The following is a 15,000-nucleotide window of genomic DNA, read 5'->3' as shown; positions in this document are numbered from 1 at the left end:
GACCCGGAATCGCAAACAGACGGCGCTCGAACGCTTCTACCGCTGGGCGTTACAGCGTGACCTGCTTGACCGCGACCCCACCCTGCATCTGGAGCGTCCCAGCCTGCCGCCTCCACATCCGCGAGGACTTCGTCGGGAAGAGGTCGAGCGCATCTTCGCCGAGATTCCAGCAGAACAGGCGCGGGACGCCCTGCTGTTCCGACTGGTCTTCGAAACGGGGCTGCGGATTGGTGAAGCTCTGGGGGTACATGTACAGGACCTCGACCTCACCCGGGGCGATGAACACCTGACCGTGTTGGGCAAGGGCAGCCGGAAGCGGACGGTGCTGCTCGACGATCCCAGACTGGTGAACGCGCTGCGGCGCTACCTGCACGGCCTTGGCTATACCCACGGCCCGCTGTTCCAGGCCACCAAGAATGGGCGAGGGGGACCGCTGAGGTATCAGAGTGTGCAGGAGCGCTGGCAGGGATACACGGAACGGGCAGGGGTGACTTGCACGCTGCACCAGCTCCGGCACAGCCACGCGACAGAGCTGGTCAACGGTGGGGTTAGCCTGGCGACCATTCGGAAGCGCCTGGGCCATCAGCACATCCAGACGACACTGCGATACGCCGAGGTGAGTGACAGTACGGCCGATGCAGAACTGCGGCGGTGGCGGCGAACCCAGGGGTAAACCAGCAGGTGTGCCTCCAGGTGCAGAGCTACTTTCGTTCGCCGAACCAATGCCGCATGCTCGTTTGAACTTCTCCTCTGCCTCCCCGCCCCAGCTTTGAGACCGTCGTGGACCCAGACGACGGGACTGGGCGAAATACTGGCTTAACACGGCGCCGCTACCTTGACCTCAGAGGCGACTGCTATGCACAAGACCCACCTGATGCTCTTCACTGGCACGCTCCTGGGCACGCTCGCGTTCGCGCAACAGCCCGGCCGTGCCCCAACCCCCACGCTCCTCAACGGCGTCAGCCCCCAGCAGGCGCTGAAGCTGGCCAACACCTGGCGCGCTCAGGGCGGGCTGCAAAGCTATGTGACTCCCGAGGCCGTCCACTTCACCTTCCCGGACGGCCAGAAGAGGGCCGTCGCCCTGCCCAAAGGGCAGATGGTGGTCGCCATCGCGCCCTACATCAACCAGACCCACCCCTGTAAGACGCACTTCACCTCGGGTTGCCAGGGCGAACTGGTGAACACGCCGGTCAAGGTACAAGTCACAACGCGAGCGGGAAAGACCGTATTGCGAAAGACCGTGCGGACGCTCGACAACGGCTTCCTGGAGCTGTGGCTCGACCGCGGCCAGCAGTACAACGTCACGCTCACCGCTCAGGGGAAGACCACCCGGGGCACCTTGGCCACCCTGCCGGGCAGTGACACCTGCATCACCACGCTCCGGCTGCGCTGAGATTCCGCCTTCAGGTCAGCCCAATCCTCTGGACGGCCCGGCGCCCAGTGCCTGCCCTCTTGCCTCTTCATGACTTCCTCCAGCTTGAGCACAAGCTCCGGGTGACCTGAGGAAGCCTCCCCCCCCCCATCCCCTGGAGGTTGTGTCCATGCCACATCGTTCCCCCCTGGTCCTCTCCCTCACCCTGCTGTCTCTGTCCGCCGCCGCTCTGGCAGGGGGGGCTTCGGCCCCACGGGGCACGCTCTGGGTCGCGGATGAGGGCAGCGGCTGACCGTCGTGGACGTCGCCACGAACCGGGTCCGGGCCACCCTGAGCGGCGTCCCCGCACCGCACAACGTGCAGTTGTCTCCGGACAGCAAGAGTGCCTGGGCCGTCCTCGGGCAGAACGCCCAGGCCGTGAAGATCGACGCCGTCTCCCTCCGGGTGCTAGGCAGCGTGCCGACCGGTGCCGCGCCCGCCCACGTCATCGTCAGTCCGGACGGCAAGCGGGCCTACGTGACCAACGGGGAAGCGGGCAGCGTCTCCATCATTGACGCCCTGACCCTGAAGCCCCTGACCACCGTGACGGTAGGCTCTCACCCCCACGGCCTGAGGCCCAGCCCGGATGGGCGCTGGGTCCTGGTGGCGAACACCGGTTCAGGCAGCGTGAGCTGGATCGACACCCGTACAGCTCGTCGGGTCGCGGACACGCCCGTCGGCAAGGCCCCGGCGCAGGTCGCCTTCTCCCCGAACAACCGGGTGGCGTACGTGACCCTGCGGGACGAGAACGCAGTGGCCCGCATCGACGTGGCCACCCGCAAGGTGCTGGGCAAGGTGGCGGTCGGCCCCGGTCCCATCCAGGTCACCGTGACGCCGGACAACCGCTTCGTACTGGTCGCCAACCAGGGCACTCCCGAGCGTCCCGGAACCGCCCTCTCGGTGATCGACGCGGCGAAGTTCAGCGTGGTGGCGAACATCACCACCGGCACGGGTGCCCACGGGGTCACGGTGGACCCAACGGGGCGCTTCGCCTACGTGACCAACACGTACGCGAATACCCTCTCGGTGGTGGACCTCGCCGCGCGCCGGACGGTTGCCCAGGTGCCCACCAGCCGTGGCCCGAACGGCGTGAGCTTCTCGCCTCTGCAACCCGCTGGAGGGGGAACTCGGAACCTGGCGCTGGGTGAACCAGCGGGCGGGGACCACGGCAGCCACCACTGAGCCGGGGCGCCGCTCGTCACAGGCCCCCATCTGACATAGAGCACACGCGCCCCCACCGCCTGCGGTGGGGGCGCTCCTTTTGCTGACTCAGCCTCCAGCCGCTGCCGGACGTTCGAAGCGCACCCGGTTGAGCAGCAGGGCGTTCACGGTGACGATGACGGTGCTGGCGCTCATCAGCAGCGCCGCCCACTCCGGGCGCAGCAGGATGCCGTACGAGGGGTACAGCACGCCCGCCGCGAAGGGAATCGCCAGGACGTTGTAGATCGCGGCCCAGAAGAGGTTCTGCTTGATCTTCCCGCGCACCCGCCGGGCGAGGTCGATGCCCGTCGCCACGCTCGCCGGGTCGCTGCGGACCAGCACCACGTCGGCGGTCTCGACGGCCACGTCGGTGCCTGCCCCGATGGCGATGCCGACCTCAGCCTGCGCCAGAGCCGGGGCGTCGTTCACGCCGTCGCCCACCATCGCCACCCGGCGCCCCTGGCCCTGCAAGGCTTGCACCTGGGCCGCCTTCTGCTCGGGCAGCACGTCGGCGATCACGGTGTCCATCCCGAGCTGACGGGCCACCGCCTCCGCCGTGCGCCGGTTGTCGCCCGTCAGCATCACCGTGTGGACGCCCAGGCGGTGCAGTTCCGTCACCGCCACTTTCGCCGATTCCCGTATCCGGTCGGCCACTGCCACCACACCCAGGAGCTGCCCGTCCGCCGCGACGTACATCGCCGTCTTGCCGTCCCCGGCCAGGCGTTCAACTTGAGCGTCAAGGTCCCCCAGCGGTACGTTCTCCCCCTCCATCAGCCTGCGGTTGCCGATCAGGACCCGCCGCCCCTCCACCCGCGCCTGCACCCCGCGCCCGGGGATGGAGTCGAACTCTTCCGCCCGGCTCAGCGTCACTCCCCGTTCCCCGGCACCACGCACGATGGCCTCCGCGAGCGGGTGCTGGGAGGGCTGATCGGCGGAGGCGGAGAGGTGCAGCAGTTCGGTTTCGCTGACGCCCGGGGCGGGTACCAGATCGGTCAGGGCCGGTTTCCCCTCGGTGAGCGTCCCGGTCTTGTCGAAGATCACGGTGTCCACCCCGGCGGTCGCCTCCAGTGCCGTGGCGTTCTTGAACAGCACCCCCTCGCGTGCCCCCTTGCCCACGCCCACGGTGATGGCGGTAGGCGTGGCGAGCGCCAGCGCGTCCGGGCAGGCGATCACCACCGTGGAGACGGCAGCCGTCAGCGCGAACACCACCCCGGCGCCCAGGAAGAACCACACCAGGAAGGCGATCAGGCCGCTGCCCAGGGCCACGAACACCAGATACTTCCCGGCCCGGTCCGCGAGGCGCTGCGCCGGGGCCTTGCTCGCCTGCGCGTTCTGCACCATCTGCACGATGCGCGCGAGGGCCGTGTCTGCCCCCACCGCCGTGGCCCGGAAGTGAAAGGCCCCATTCTGGTTGACCGTGCCGCCCGTCACCCGGTTCCCGCTCTCCTTGCGGACCGGCAGCGACTCGCCCGTGATCATGCTCTCGTCCACGTAGGACTGGCCGCTGACCACCTCGCCGTCCACCGGCACCCGGTCCCCGGGGCGCACCACGATCTCGTCGCCCACGATGACCCGTTCCAGCGGCACCTCGGCTTCCTGGCCGTCCCGCACCACCCGGGCCGTCAAGGGGGCCAGCCGCAGCAGCGCCTCCACCGCCTTTCCGGTGGCGAAGCGCGAGCGCATCTCCAGCCAGTGCCCGGCCAGCGAGAAGCTGGTCAGCATCGCGGCAGCCTCGAAGAACACCTCATCGGTCCGCAGGAAGAGAGTGGCCCACACCGAGTAGACGTACGAGACCAGGATGCCGGTGGCGATCAGGGTCATCATGTTCGCCTCGCGCCGCTTCAGCGCGCGCCACGCCGCCGAGATGAACGGCCAGCCCCCCCACCAGACGACCGGCGTGGCGAGGATTAACCCGAACCAGGCCATCGAGAGGCCGAGGGGCGGCCTGGCGGTGAAGCCCAGGGACTCCCCGATATGGGAGTACAGGATCAGCGGCACCGTCAGGACGAGCGAGATCACGAATCGGCGCAGCATGTCATTGACCATCTGTGCGCCGTGGCCCGCGTGCTCGTCGTGTGTCGCGGCAGCGTCCGCATGGTTCATCGCGGCATGGTCATGCGCCTGGTGCCCGTGACGCTCGTCGCCGACGCCTGGGTGACCTGGTTGCGCGGCAGACGGCGCGCAGTCCCGGCAGGCACAGTCGTACCCGGCCTGATGCAGGCGGTGACGAAGTTCAGCCTCGGTCACCGCCTCCGGGTCGTAGCCCAGGTGAGCCACAGCGCGCGTGCGGTCGATGTGCACCGAGGTCACGCCTACAACTCGCGCCAGGCTCCGCTCCAGGTCTGCGAACTCCGAGCCGTCGTGGCAGTTCCGGAACGCCACTTCCAGGACGGCCCCTGGTGTCTGGTGTCCGCTGTGGTCATGCGTCGTCATGCCTGCCTCCTGTCCATCAGACCAGCGTTGCCCGATGCTGATCAGCTCTCGCAGCGGATCAACCAAGGAGGGCTTCGATCTTTGGTCGCTGCTGGTCAAAGGTGCCGTAGAAAAAGTGTTCGCCCACCACGGTGATGGGCGCGACACGCACGCCGTACTGCGCTTTTGCCTCGTCTGCCACGGCAGGGTTGGTCAGATCCCGTTCCTCGAAGGAGACGCCGCGCCGACCAAACCAGAGGCGCAGCGCATGGCAATCCGGGCAGGTCGGTGTGGCATACAGGATGACTTTCGGCATGGAGAACCTCACGTGAACAGGGGGCGGACCCACGTCCGCCCCCCTGAAGATGTCCTGCGGGCGTGGTTTCAGATGTACTTGAAGACGTCCATCAACTCGTCGACGATTTCCTTCTCGTCGCCGCGCGTCGCCGCGGTGGCCACATGCGCTTCGAGGTGCCCGCGCAGGACCACGTTCGCCGCGCCGTCCAGCGCGCCCTGCACGGCCTTGATCTGCCGCAGGACGTCCACGCAGTATACGTCCGGGTCTTCCAGGGAGCGGCGAATGCTCTCGAGGTGGCCGCGGGCAATGGCGAGACGACGCGCGGCGCGCTTGCGGCTGTCCTCCGGCATGCAGAGGTGCTGGCCTGTGTGACACTGCTTCCCCTGGAGGGGGGTCGCCTCCGGCAGCTCAGCGGTCGTCTGCTTCGCCATTACGGGTGCGCCACCTGGGCGCCGTAGCCTTCCTCGACCACAGCCGCGACGAGCTGCTCAGGCTCGGCGTTGCCCTGCACGACGGCCTTGCCGGTTCCCAGGTCCACCTGCGCGTCGCTGACACCCGGGACGCTCTTGAGGGCCTGGGTCACGCCTGCCTGACAGTGGCCACAGGTCATGCCAGTGATGTTCAGTTCTATCTGAGTCATGGTTCTCCTCCTGAAGTCAGGTTATACCCTCCCCCCCTGGATTTCAAGATGGTTGTGAAAATAATCCGCCCTAGGGAGAGAGCTATCTATAGCCTCTTGCTAATCCCCCTCCCCTGGGTCTATCCTGTAAATATCAGTGACCCCCCTAGGGGGGATAGGGGGAAGCAAAATGACCAAGACCATCGAACTCGGTGTGCAGGGCATGACCTGTGCCAGTTGCGTCGGGCGCGTCGAGCGGGGGCTGGGAAAGGTCGAGGGGGTCGAGAGTGCCGTGGTGAATCTCGCCACCGAACGCGCGACCGTGGCCTACGACCCGGCGGTGGCTACGCCCCAGGCGCTGCTCGACAGAATCAAGGACGTGGGGTACCAACCCGTCGTGGGGGAGATCGAACTCGGTATACAGGGGATGACCTGCGCCTCGTGCGCGGGCCGGGTCGAGCGGGGACTCCGCAAGGTGGACGGCGTGCTGGACGCCAGCGTGAACCTCGCCACCGAACGCGCGACCGTGAAGTATCTCCCCTCCAGCGTCAGTGTCGGACAACTCAAGGCCGCCGTGAAGAGGGCGGGCTACGAGGTGCTCGAAGTCCAGGCGGGGCAGGACCGCAGCGACCTGGAACGTGAGGCGCGCGAACGGGAAACTCGCTCCCTGAGAAACGCGGTCGTCTTCAGCGCCGTCTTCGCCATTCCCCTGGCCATCCTGGCGATGGTCCCGATGCTCGTGCCCGCCGTGAACGACTGGCTGATGGGGACTTACGGGCACGGCGTCATGACCACCCTGAACTGGGTCATGCTCGCGCTCGCCGTGCCTGTGCAGTTCGGCCCCGGGCTGCGCTTCTACCGCCTGGGCTGGAAGGCGCTCAGGAACAGGTCGCCCGATATGAACTCCCTGGTGATGATCGGCACCTCGGCAGCGTTCTTCTACTCGTTGGTGGTCACGCTCGCGCCGCAGGTCTTTCCGGAAGGCACCGCGCACGTGTACTACGAGGCCGCCGCCGTCGTGATCACCCTGATCCTGCTGGGCAAGTACTTCGAGGCCATCGCCAAGGGCCGCAGCAGCGAGGCGATGAAGAAGCTGCTGAGTCTTCAGCCGAAGACGGCGCGCGTCGTGCGGGGCGGCCAGGAACTCGAACTGCCGACCGACGAGGTGCTGATCGGCGACCTGATCTCAGTTCGCCCCGGCGAGAAGGTGCCGGTCGACGGCGAGGTGATCTCGGGCAACTCCTTCGTGGACGAGAGCATGATCACCGGTGAACCCATTCCCGTCGCCAAGCAGACCGGCGCGGCGGTCGTCGGCGGCACCATCAACCAGAACGGCGCCTTCCAGTTCAAGGCGACCAGGATCGGGGCGGACACCGCTCTCGCGCAGATCATCAAGCTGGTGGAGAGCGCTCAGGGCAGCAAACCCCCCATCCAGGGCCTCGCGGACAAGGTCGTGTCGGTCTTCGTCCCGGTCGTCATCGGCATCGCCGCCCTGACGTTCCTGATCTGGATGTTGGTCGGTGGAAGCAGCGCCCTCTCGTTCGCCCTGGTCACGACTGTCGCGGTGCTGATCATCGCCTGCCCCTGCGCGATGGGTCTCGCCACGCCGACCAGCATCATGGTGGGCACCGGCAAGGCCGCCGAATTGGGCGTGCTGTTCCGCAGCGGCACCGCACTGGAGGGCCTCCAGGGCGTGAACGTGGTCGCCATGGACAAGACCGGCACCCTCACCAAGGGCAGGCCCGAACTCACCGACCTGGTGACGGCCTCGGGCTTCCACCGGACCGAGGTGCTGAAGCTGGTCGCGGCTGCCGAAGAGCAGAGTGAACATCCCATCGCCCGCGCCATCGTGGACGCGGCGAAGCGGGAAGGCATGGCCATCCTCCCCCTGGAGAGCTTCGAGGCGGTGCCCGGCTATGGCCTGGAGGCGCGGGTGGAAGGCCGCCTGGTGCAGGTCGGCGCCGACCGCTACATGCACCGGCTCGGGCTCGACGTGGATGACTTCGCCGCCCAGGCCGAGCGGCTCGGAGACGAGGGCAAGAGCCCGCTGTACGCCGCTCTTGACGGCCAGCTCGCCGCCGTGATCGCCGTGGCCGACCCGATCAAGGAGGGCAGCTCCGAGGCGGTCCAGGCGCTGCACCGCCAGGGCCTCAAGGTGGCGATGATCACCGGGGACAACGCCCGGACCGCGAACGCAATCGCCCGCCAGCTCGGCATCGACGAGGTGCTCGCCGAGGTGCTGCCCAGCGGGAAGAGTGACGCGGTGAAGGCGTTGCAGGCCAAGGGGCAGAGGGTCGCCTTCGTTGGAGACGGCATCAACGACGCTCCAGCGCTCGCGCAGGCGGATGTCGGCCTCGCCATCGGCACCGGCACGGACGTGGCCGTCGAGACCGCCGACGTGATCCTGATGAGCGGGGACCTGCGTGGAGTGCCCAACGCCTATGCGCTGAGCCGCGCTACCCTGCGGAACATCAAGCTCAACCTCTTCTGGGCCTTCGCGTACAACATCGTGCTGATTCCGGTGGCGGCGGGCGTGCTGCACCCGGCCTTCGGCTGGTTGCTCAGCCCGGTGCTCGCGGCGGCGGCGATGGGCTTTTCCAGCGTCTTCGTGCTGAGCAACGCGCTGCGGCTGCGCTCCTTCCGCCCGCCGGTCCGCCCCGACCCCATTCCTGCTCGCACGGTCGCCGCGACCCCGGCGCGCGCCTGACCTCCCCGGGGCCGCATCCGGCAGGTGCGGTCCCCTTGCCTGGCAATGCCTGGAGAGGAGTGCTGTTCCGATGGCGAAGCTCGACGTAGCCGAACTGATGCACGCCCTCCGGAAGCAGGCGGGACACGACCGCTATCGGGCAGCTTTCCTTGAACGTGCCCGCCTGCGCGCCGCCTACCCCGGGGAACAGGGCCTCCCGCTCCTCGGGGTAGGCAGTTCCTGCGGCAAGCCCGCTTTCGCGCTGCCCTACCCCCTCACCTGGACCGAGCAGAACTTGCTGGCCCTCGAAGCCCTCGCCCGGCAGCACCGCAGCTACGTCGAGTACGGCCACCTGGCCCACCTGCGGCAGATCGCCACCGACAAGGAACTCGCGGCCGTGCAGGACTGGACCCCCTTCGGGGTAGTGTACCTGCGCGCCGAGTATGGCCACGCCCAGGAACTGTTGCGTGACCTGCTTGCCACCTTGACCCCCCAGACCGCCCCCAGCGGGCAGGAAAGGACCACCCCATGACCAAGCTCTCCGTCGGCCCCTACGTCGCCTCTCTGAAGACCAGCCCCGCTCTCGTCCGCGACCGCCAAGCGTTCCTCCAGCGCACCCGCCTGCGTGGTGAGGTGCCCACCGTCGCCGGGATGCCCCTGGTGGGCCTGGGCGGCTCGTGCGGCAAGCCCGCCTTCCTGCTGCCGTACCTGGTGCATTGGAACGAAGAGAACACCCTTGCATTGGAGGGGGTCGCTCAGGAGTTCGCCTGCTTCGTGGAGTACGGCGCCTACCCGCACCTCAAGCTCAACGAGGGCGGGCAGGAAGTTGCGGCGGTGCAGGACTGGAGCAACATGGGTATGGTTTTCGTGCGCCCCGGGTACGAGCGGGGCGAGGAACTGCTCGTGCGTCTCCGGGATGCGCTTGCACCCACGGCAACCTGATTCGACACTCCGAAGTCGAGGAGACCAGCGGCGGCTGGTCTCCTTCATTTCATGGCGCTTCAACCCCCACAGCCGCCCTGACCGCGGCACGGTCCGGTCACGCGGTCGTGACCTCGGCCAGCCCTTGGACAGGAGGAGCGGCCCTTTACAGGAACTTTACAGGGTTCCGAAAAGATGCCGCATGGCAATTCGACCGTTGGTGTGCGGGCTGGCTTTCCTGATCTTGGGTGGGTGGGCGTCCGCTGTCCCCGCGAGCGTGGCCCTGAAGAACATTCGGCATGAATACCAGGGCCCGGACAACTGCGCGCCAGTGACGGCCCTGACTGTCCTGGGGTACCACGGGACGCGGGTGTCGCAGACGCAGGCGGCGGAAGCAATGAAGGACTACCGGAGTGACCCCCAGGTGACCAGCCTGGAACTTGCCGACTACCTCGGCCGTTTCGGGCTGCGCAGCGTCATCCGGTATGCCGGTGATGCGGAAGTCCTCCGTGAGCTGGTGTCGCGTGGCTTCCCCGTGGTCCTGCAACAGCGCCTGCGCGCGGGCAGCAACGTCGCGCACTTCCGCACGGTGTACGGGTACAGCCAGGGGCGCTCCTGGTCAGTGACCCGCTTCGGGGCCCCTCGTTGAGCCTCACCACCGCGGAGGTGCAGGACCTGTGGCGGTACTACAACGGCGAGTACCTGATCGCGTACCCCCCCGGGAAGGAGGGACAGGTGCGGGAGGCGCTGGGGGAGGATTTCGACCTGACGGCGAACTGGCGACACGCCAAGCTCCACGGGGAGGAGGATGTGAAGGCCCGTCCGAACGATCCTTACGCCTGGTGGGGCCTCGCAAAGGCCAACCTGCGGCTGGGCAACGTCACGGCAGCCACCGAACAGTTTGATCGCGCGGTCGCCCTCGGCGTGCCTACCATCTACTACCTGTACCGTCAGGAGGCGTTTGAAGCGTGGACGAAAGCTGGCGACCACCAGAAAACCCTGAAGGTCACGCAACTCGCGCTCAGGGCGTACCCGAGGAGTAAGGAACTCGTCCAGTACCGGAATCTGGCGCGCGACGCTCTCAGCGGGTAGGTGCCCCGAAGGAAGGAGCACCACGACGCTGGAGGGACCGGGCTTCGTACGGGCGGGCTACCTGAGTGGTTTCCCGGCGGGAGAACACCGGCTGAACCGGAAGGTATTGGGGTTCACCGAGCCTTGAGGGTTACGCCAGTTTTACAGAAGCTGAACAAGGCGTGATTACGCTGACCGGGTAGCAACTTCGTAGCCTGCTGCCCCGTCTGTTCGCCACGTTTGCCCTCACCCACCCAGGAGGCCGTACATGCCAGCGAGTACACAGAGGATGTTGCAAACCCACCCCAACCCCGCTGGCCTGTTCGATCAGGGCGCGCTTGCCGAGTGCATCGACGCCTGCTTCGAGTGCGCGAACATCTGTACCTCCTGCGCGGACGCCTGTCTGGAAGAACGCGAGCACCTGATGCACTTCGTCTCGTGCATCCGGCTCAATCTCGACTGCGCGGATATCTGCGGAGCGACCGGCCGGGTGCTGTTGCGGCTGACTCAGCCTGATCAGAACGTTTTGCGTGCCCAGCTTCAGGCGTGCCTGGCCGCCTGCCAGGCTTGCGGCAACGAGTGCGAGCGGCACGCCCGCGAGATGAACATGACGCACTGCGCCGTCTGTGCCGAGAGCTGCCGCCGCTGTGAGCAGGCCTGCCAGGACCTGCTCAGCAGCCTGAGCGCGTAACCCCATCGCTGCCAGTTTCGCGGCCTGCCCCGCTCAGCAAGCCAGCGCCCGAGTTGGACGCCCACCGCATTCCGGTGAGGCGCCAACTCGTTTTCATGGACAAAACAGGCTGCATTGAACTCTCTCCCGCATTTTCACCCTTGTTGCCAAGCGCACCACGGGAGGGGCCAGGATGCAAGTTCTACGTCGTCACTCCACCACCGATGGGCACCAGGCCCTCTGAACGGAGCGCGACCGGCAGGCTAAAGGTGAAAGTGCTGCCGCCTTCGCCCGAGACGACTGCCATCTGTCCTCCCATCTGCTCGACCAGGCCACGGGCGATGGTCAGCCCCACCCCACTGCCCTCCCCCCGTGTCCGAGCAGGGTCCACCCGGTAAAACCGCTCGAAGATGCGCGCCAGGTGCTCCGGGGGGATGCCGTGTCCGGTGTCCTGCACGCTGAAGCGGACGCCGCTCCCGGCGGTTTCCGCCGCCAGGGTGACCTGACCTCCCTGGGGCGTGTGGCGTAACGCATTGGAGAGCAGGTTGGAGAGCACTTGCAGGGACCGCTCGAAGTCAGCTCTCACCTGTGCAGCGTCTGGCTCCTCCTGCACGGTTAGCGTGACGCCACGCTCGGCGTAGGCCTCCCCGAAGCGCTCAGCCGCCGCATGGAGCAGGCTGGCTGCCCCAAAGGTCGTGGGGTGCAGCTCCACCCGGCCCGCTTCCACCCGGGACACCAGGCTGAGGTCGCTCGCCAGGCGCTCCATCGCCCGCACCTCCCGTCCGATGGCGGGCGCGGCCTGATCGGGGACCATCACCCCGTCGGTCATGGCCTCGGTGTACCCGCGCAGGGCGGCCAGCGGCGTCCGCAGCTCGTGCCCGACGTTGCCGATCAGGGCCACCCGGTCCTGCTCGACCCGCTCCAGCGACCCCGCCATCACGTTGAAGTTGTGCGCGAGATCCGTGAGTTCGTCACGTCCCGTCTCCGGCAGACGGCGGCGGTAGTGCCCCCCCGCCAAGTCACGGCTGCCTTCGCCAAGCAGCCGCACCGAGCGCACGATGCGCCGCGAGGTCAGCCAGGCCGCGAAGGCCGCGAAGCCGACCGCGAAAGGCAGGGCGGCCAGCAGCGCGAGGTTGAGGGTCTGGCGCATGCCACGCTCCAGGTCTGGCCGCAGCTCGCGGCCTTCCGGCCCCAGCAGCGCCACCATCTGCTCGACGTGGTGGCGGTAGAAGCTCGGCGCAGTCACTTCCGCGATCAGCAACAGGGCACCCAGCGCCACCAGCGTCACCAGGAGGTGCCCCAGGAACAGACGTGGAAAGAGCCTCACGTCTCGTCCCGGAAGCGGTAGCCGACCCCGCGCAACGTCTCGATGAAGCGCGGCTGCTCGGGACTTTCGCCGAGTTTCTTCCGCAACCCGGCCATGTGGACATCCACCACCCGCTCCACGCCGGGAAAATCCGGTCCCCACACCCGCTCCAGCAGGCGGTCGCGCGACCACACGAAGCCGGGATGACGTGCCAGGGTCAGCAGCAGGTCAAATTCGAGCTTCGAGAGGCTGAGGCCTTCCCCATCAAGAGTGGCGGTACGGGTGTGCTCGTCGAGGTGCAGTCCCCCCGCAGACACGCGGTCGTGAATGCGGGCACGGCGCAGCAGGGCCCGCACCCGGGCCACGACCTCCCGGGGCGAGAAGGGCTTGGTGACGTAGTCGTCGGCGCCGACCTCCAGACCGCGCAGCTTGTCCTCCTCCTCACCACGTGCCGTGAGCAGCAGGATCGGGAAGTCCGGGTGAGCGCGGCGCTGCTCACGAGCCAACTCCAGCCCACTCACCCCGGGCAGCATCCAATCGAGGACCGCCAGGTCGGCCCCCGCGAGCTGTTCCCGGCCACTATCGCCGTCGTGCGCTTCCAGCACGGTGTGCCCCTCCTGCCTCAGGTACGCGCCCAGGATTTCCAGGATGGCGGGGTTGTCGTCGACGATCAGGATGCGGGCCATAGCTGCCTTCCAGGGTAAAGGCCCCATCCTGGGGATGGGGCCGCCGTGGTCGCCAGCCTCAGCGGGCGAGCCACAGCTTGAAGGCGTACATCTCGTCGGCCTGCGCTTTGATGATGTCGCGCGAGAGCTTGAGTACGCGGGCGTCGCTGCTCTTTTGCAGGGCGAGGTTCGCCATATCGAGCGCGGAAGCGTGGTGGGGCAGCATCCCCTGCACGAAGGCCCGGTCCGGGTCCTTCGTGGTCTTCAGCGGCGTGACCATCCCCTTCATGCCCCCCGCCATCATGGCCTGCATCTTCGCGTCGATCCCTCCCAGGGGTTTGAGCCAGGCGGTCATTTCCCTGATCTCACCCGTCTGGTCACGGATGACGTTCGCCACCCAGGTCTTCACCTGCGCGTCCTTGACGCGTCCCTGTACGGCGCGGGCCATCTCGACCGCGCCCTGGTGGTGGGCGATCATCATGCTGAGGTAGGCGCGGTCGAAGGCCTTGCCGCTCAGGCGCGCGAGGCCACCCATGTCGCCCATGGCATGCGGCATGGAGGTGCTGGTGGTGGCGGGCGTGCCATGCGCTCCATGATTCATCTGGGCCAGAGCGGGCGCAGCCGCCAATGTCAGGGTCACGAGGGTACTGAGGAACAAACGCTTCGTGGTCATGGTAAGCAGGCTAGCGGCGCTCTGTTCAGCTTGCGTAAAGCCACGACGATGGTGTGAAATTTCTCGTCTGGGAACGTCTTTCCCTGTGCCAACATCTGCACTGCGCTGGGCTGGGTGCTCACCCGCCTGACCTGAGGCAAATCCGGCGGTGCTGATTGCCCCTGTTGAAGGAGCTAGGGGGCGGCCTGAAGAAGCTGCCGTCGGCTCTCACGCCGCCTTTTCTGCTCCCATCTTCAGCCGCCCTGGCGTAGCCTCGCTTAGCGTACAAAAATTGCCGGATCGTGTCTGGACCCCGTCATGCGCTCACCGGCCACGGGGCCTGCGCGGTGACGAGATGGGCGAGGTACGTGTTGGCGTGGTCCCAGCCGCGCCGCCACTGGCGGAGGGTGCCGGGCTGGTTGCGCCGCTGCTCCTCGAGGCGGGCCTGCCAGCCGGCCTCGAACAGGTCCGCGCTGTGTGGGGTGGCGACGTGCGCGACGATCACGCCGCCGAGCACGGCCAGCCCGACCCGTTCGGGCTGCCCGGGCAGGGACGCGGGGACGCGGGTGAGGGTCAGGTCAGTCACGGGGTGGCTCCTTCAGTGGGGGAGAGGGGTGCGGCTGGGCGGATGAAGCTGGTGCGGGGGCGTCCGCGGGGCACGGGCACCGGGGCGGGGTCGTGGATTCTCAGGCATGACGGGTGTTCAATGAAGTATGAACGGTCTGGAGTGTCCGCAGTGCGGCGCCGTCCGCATCGTCAAAAACGGTCACACCCACACAGGCAAGCAGCGCTACCTGTGCCGCGTCTGCACCCACCAGTTCACCCTCCACCACCGACGAACGCGGATTTCACCCGACACAGTTGCCCTCGTCGACCGATTGCTGTCCGAACGCCTGTCACACCGCGGCATCTGCCGGGCTGTCGGGGTCAGTCGTTCCTGGTTCCGACGCCATCTCCAGGCTCTGACGAACACCGTCCCACACAGCCTTGATCCCGATCCCCAGAGCTTCCCAAAAGTGTGAGCACTCCAGCACCAGCGGCGCTGGTGCTGGAGTGCGACGAGTTATGCACGTTTGTGACCCGCCACAC

General features: G+C 67.4%; 18 protein-coding genes (1 of these 18 only partly in view). 10 read left to right on the top strand and 8 right to left on the bottom strand.

Going from position 1 to position 15,000, the window contains the following annotated elements; all coding sequences use genetic code 11:
- From CBQ26_RS11790 to CBQ26_RS11780, 3 genes are all read left to right on the top strand, one after another.
- Nucleotides 1–673 carry the 3' portion of a tyrosine-type recombinase/integrase gene (locus CBQ26_RS11790; RefSeq protein WP_088248836.1) on the top strand. It extends 188 nt beyond the left edge of the window, so the window shows 673 of its 861 coding nt (coding positions 189–861); the start codon falls outside the window, past its left edge; the stop codon is at nucleotides 671–673.
- A gap of 183 nt (nucleotides 674–856) precedes the next feature.
- Entirely contained in the window at nucleotides 857–1,393 is a 537-nt protein-coding gene (locus tag CBQ26_RS11785) for a CueP family metal-binding protein (RefSeq protein WP_088248835.1), read from the top strand.
- A gap of 276 nt (nucleotides 1,394–1,669) precedes the next feature.
- Nucleotides 1,670–2,593, top strand: a complete 924-nt coding sequence (locus CBQ26_RS11780; protein WP_216360358.1) for a cytochrome D1 domain-containing protein — start codon at nucleotides 1,670–1,672, stop codon at nucleotides 2,591–2,593.
- An 87-nt stretch (nucleotides 2,594–2,680) separates the two neighbouring features.
- Here the strand turns inward: CBQ26_RS11780 and CBQ26_RS11775 are convergent, their stop codons facing one another.
- The 4 genes from CBQ26_RS11775 to CBQ26_RS11760 form a co-directional block, all read right to left on the bottom strand.
- Nucleotides 2,681–5,044: a heavy metal translocating P-type ATPase gene (locus CBQ26_RS11775; RefSeq protein WP_088248834.1), complete on the bottom strand. Its 2,364-nt coding sequence runs from the start codon at nucleotides 5,042–5,044 to the stop codon at nucleotides 2,681–2,683.
- Nucleotides 5,045–5,102: 58 nt separating this feature from the next.
- Entirely contained in the window at nucleotides 5,103–5,339 is a 237-nt protein-coding gene (locus CBQ26_RS11770; RefSeq protein WP_088248908.1) for a glutaredoxin family protein, read from the bottom strand.
- Between the two features lie 68 nt (nucleotides 5,340–5,407).
- Nucleotides 5,408–5,752, bottom strand: coding sequence for a metal-sensitive transcriptional regulator (locus CBQ26_RS11765; RefSeq protein ID WP_425319429.1), 345 nt, complete (start codon nucleotides 5,750–5,752; stop codon nucleotides 5,408–5,410).
- A complete protein-coding gene (locus CBQ26_RS11760; RefSeq protein ID WP_088248833.1) occupies nucleotides 5,752–5,961 on the bottom strand; it encodes a CopZ family metallochaperone in 210 nt (69 codons plus the stop codon). The genes CBQ26_RS11765 and CBQ26_RS11760 overlap by 1 nt, the downstream gene beginning before the upstream one ends.
- 169 nt (nucleotides 5,962–6,130) lie before the next feature.
- On the opposite strand from CBQ26_RS11760, the gene CBQ26_RS11755 reads away from it, so the two are divergent.
- The 6 genes from CBQ26_RS11755 (at nucleotide 6,131) to CBQ26_RS11735 (ending at nucleotide 11,309) form a co-directional block, all read left to right on the top strand.
- Complete coding sequence (locus CBQ26_RS11755) at nucleotides 6,131–8,647, top strand: heavy metal translocating P-type ATPase (protein WP_088248832.1); 2,517 nt, start codon at nucleotides 6,131–6,133, stop codon at nucleotides 8,645–8,647.
- Between the two features lie 70 nt (nucleotides 8,648–8,717).
- Nucleotides 8,718–9,158: a hypothetical protein gene (locus CBQ26_RS11750; RefSeq protein WP_216360357.1), complete on the top strand. Its 441-nt coding sequence runs from the start codon at nucleotides 8,718–8,720 to the stop codon at nucleotides 9,156–9,158.
- A complete protein-coding gene (locus CBQ26_RS11745) occupies nucleotides 9,155–9,568 on the top strand; it encodes a hypothetical protein (protein ID WP_088248831.1) in 414 nt (137 codons plus the stop codon). The genes CBQ26_RS11750 and CBQ26_RS11745 overlap by 4 nt, the downstream gene beginning before the upstream one ends.
- Before the next feature lie 310 nt (nucleotides 9,569–9,878).
- A complete protein-coding gene (locus CBQ26_RS22510) occupies nucleotides 9,879–10,196 on the top strand; it encodes a C39 family peptidase (protein ID WP_244898033.1) in 318 nt (105 codons plus the stop codon).
- Nucleotides 10,193–10,639 (top strand): tetratricopeptide repeat protein, encoded by a 447-nt coding sequence (locus CBQ26_RS22505; protein ID WP_244898032.1) that lies wholly within the window; start codon nucleotides 10,193–10,195, stop codon nucleotides 10,637–10,639. The genes CBQ26_RS22510 and CBQ26_RS22505 overlap by 4 nt, the downstream gene beginning before the upstream one ends.
- Nucleotides 10,640–10,907: 268 nt before the next feature.
- Nucleotides 10,908–11,309 carry a four-helix bundle copper-binding protein gene (locus tag CBQ26_RS11735; protein ID WP_244898031.1) on the top strand — a complete coding sequence of 134 codons (402 nt, stop codon included), beginning with the start codon at nucleotides 10,908–10,910 and terminating at the stop codon, nucleotides 11,307–11,309.
- 181 nt (nucleotides 11,310–11,490) lie between these two features.
- Here the strand turns inward: CBQ26_RS11735 and CBQ26_RS11730 are convergent, their stop codons facing one another.
- The 4 genes from CBQ26_RS11730 to CBQ26_RS11715 form a co-directional block, all read right to left on the bottom strand.
- A complete protein-coding gene (locus CBQ26_RS11730) occupies nucleotides 11,491–12,615 on the bottom strand; it encodes a sensor histidine kinase (RefSeq protein WP_088248829.1) in 1,125 nt (374 codons plus the stop codon).
- The gene (locus tag CBQ26_RS11725) at nucleotides 12,612–13,280 is read right to left on the bottom strand and encodes a response regulator transcription factor (protein ID WP_088248828.1); all 669 of its coding nucleotides are present in this window, start codon (nucleotides 13,278–13,280) and stop codon (nucleotides 12,612–12,614) included. The genes CBQ26_RS11730 and CBQ26_RS11725 overlap by 4 nt, the downstream gene beginning before the upstream one ends.
- Nucleotides 13,281–13,338: 58 nt before the next feature.
- Nucleotides 13,339–13,932, bottom strand: a complete 594-nt coding sequence (locus CBQ26_RS11720) for a DUF305 domain-containing protein (protein ID WP_088248827.1) — start codon at nucleotides 13,930–13,932, stop codon at nucleotides 13,339–13,341.
- Nucleotides 13,933–14,227: 295 nt separating this feature from the next.
- A complete protein-coding gene (locus CBQ26_RS11715; protein WP_088248826.1) occupies nucleotides 14,228–14,497 on the bottom strand; it encodes a hypothetical protein in 270 nt (89 codons plus the stop codon).
- Nucleotides 14,498–14,624: 127 nt separating this feature from the next.
- Here CBQ26_RS11715 and CBQ26_RS23150 point away from each other — a divergent pair, with 127 nt between their 5' ends.
- The gene (locus tag CBQ26_RS23150; protein ID WP_143342070.1) at nucleotides 14,625–14,933 is read left to right on the top strand and encodes an IS1 family transposase; all 309 of its coding nucleotides are present in this window, start codon (nucleotides 14,625–14,627) and stop codon (nucleotides 14,931–14,933) included.
- Nucleotides 14,934–15,000: the final 67 nt, after the last annotated feature.

Source organism: Deinococcus indicus (assembly GCF_002198095.1).
Lineage (GTDB): Bacteria > Deinococcota > Deinococci > Deinococcales > Deinococcaceae > Deinococcus > Deinococcus caeni.
Note: the sequence above shows the minus strand (reverse complement) of the source record. Positions and strands in the feature narration are given on the sequence as shown.

Coding starts and splice junctions, on each gene's coding strand:
- CBQ26_RS11785 (WP_088248835.1), top strand. CDS start 857: ATGCACAAGACCCACCTGATGCTCTTCACTGGCACGCTCCTGGGCACG.
- CBQ26_RS11775 (WP_088248834.1), bottom strand. CDS start 5,044: ATGACGACGCATGACCACAGCGGACACCAGACACCAGGGGCCGTCCTG.
- CBQ26_RS11770 (WP_088248908.1), bottom strand. CDS start 5,339: ATGCCGAAAGTCATCCTGTATGCCACACCGACCTGCCCGGATTGCCAT.
- CBQ26_RS11765 (WP_425319429.1), bottom strand. CDS start 5,752: ATGGCGAAGCAGACGACCGCTGAGCTGCCGGAGGCGACCCCCCTCCAG.
- CBQ26_RS11760 (WP_088248833.1), bottom strand. CDS start 5,961: ATGACTCAGATAGAACTGAACATCACTGGCATGACCTGTGGCCACTGT.
- CBQ26_RS11755 (WP_088248832.1), top strand. CDS start 6,131: ATGACCAAGACCATCGAACTCGGTGTGCAGGGCATGACCTGTGCCAGT.
- CBQ26_RS11750 (WP_216360357.1), top strand. CDS start 8,718: ATGGCGAAGCTCGACGTAGCCGAACTGATGCACGCCCTCCGGAAGCAG.
- CBQ26_RS11745 (WP_088248831.1), top strand. CDS start 9,155: ATGACCAAGCTCTCCGTCGGCCCCTACGTCGCCTCTCTGAAGACCAGC.
- CBQ26_RS11735 (WP_244898031.1), top strand. CDS start 10,908: ATGTTGCAAACCCACCCCAACCCCGCTGGCCTGTTCGATCAGGGCGCG.
- CBQ26_RS11725 (WP_088248828.1), bottom strand. CDS start 13,280: ATGGCCCGCATCCTGATCGTCGACGACAACCCCGCCATCCTGGAAATC.
- CBQ26_RS11720 (WP_088248827.1), bottom strand. CDS start 13,932: ATGACCACGAAGCGTTTGTTCCTCAGTACCCTCGTGACCCTGACATTG.
- CBQ26_RS23150 (WP_143342070.1), top strand. CDS start 14,625: ATGAACGGTCTGGAGTGTCCGCAGTGCGGCGCCGTCCGCATCGTCAAA.